At 35.7% G+C, this 1,000-nt stretch carries 1 protein-coding gene; it reads left to right on the top strand.

Annotated features, from left to right (window positions below):
- Nucleotides 1–66: 66 nt before the first annotated feature.
- A complete protein-coding gene (locus B5X70_RS17820; RefSeq protein WP_079559252.1) occupies nucleotides 67–834 on the top strand; it encodes an outer membrane beta-barrel protein in 768 nt (255 codons plus the stop codon).
- Nucleotides 835–1,000: the final 166 nt, after the last annotated feature.

Raw genomic sequence — 1,000 nt, 5'->3', positions numbered from 1 at the left:
AAAAAAAAAAAAAAAATAGAAAATGGATTTATTTAGAACTTTTGCCTTTGCAAAACTTAGAAAATTATGATTTCAAAATCACTATTCGCCATTTTACTTTTATCAATTTCCTTTTTACCACAAACATCTGGAGAAGAAATCAGGTGGGGGTTAAAAGGAGGTCTTAATTTTGGTTATTTCAATTCAGAAATTGGCCCTTGGCAAGATGAAAAGGCGTTGTCTTTAACAGGAAACTTAGAACCATTTAATATCTCACCGCGAGTTGGAATCAGTGGAGGTTTGGTCATGAACTATGCAACGGATGATTTATTTGGATTTTTTACCGAATTACTCTATTCCCCCAAAGGCTCAACCTATCAACGGCAAAGCATGGATGTAATGCAGGTGTCACAAAGTGGAGGGACAACCCCCGTAAAAGAGATAATTAAATATGCCCTTGATTACATTGAACTACCAATGGGGGTATTTATCCAGCCTCATAAACGTTTTAATTTTAAGATTGGTATTGCCCCCGCTCTTAATGTTAGCTCACGAATAAAATCCAATTACTGGGAAGTAGACTTAGATAACGACCTTATGAATCAGTACCCGTTTAACAATATACCAGGTACTCCTGTGAAAGAAGAATTCGATAAAGTGAAATTTGATTTTGCAAGGAGTATTATCTTCTCTACATCTTTAGAAATAAATTACAACACAAGAAAAGGTTACTTCTTTTTAAATTTCAACAGAATGATAGGAAACGTATACAATATGGAAAAAATGAATGGCTACAACATGGAGACACAGAATAATGTTATCTCATTGGGTTTCACATACTTACTTCCTAGATGATTTTCGTAAAACTAAACCGCCAGAAACAAAGAAAACCTGCCGGCAACATCATATATAAAATATTGGGGGCTTGGTGTTTACATGAATCTTTCTGCCCCGCACAAACTTTTGTAACGGCAGACAAAGACGCACACCGCAGCCCCAACATTTCATATATGTGACCGTT

Origin of the sequence: Alkalitalea saponilacus (assembly GCF_900168165.1) — a bacterium.
Classification (GTDB): domain Bacteria; phylum Bacteroidota; class Bacteroidia; order Bacteroidales; family Marinilabiliaceae; genus Natronoflexus; species Natronoflexus saponilacus.
The sequence above is the reverse complement of the archived record's forward strand: the minus strand, read 5'-3'. Positions and strand labels throughout refer to the sequence as shown.

Bases quoted from the DNA above. Each gene is read 5' to 3' on its own strand.
- B5X70_RS17820 (WP_079559252.1), top strand. From the start codon at position 67: ATGATTTCAAAATCACTATTCGCCATTTTACTTTTATCAATTTCCTTT.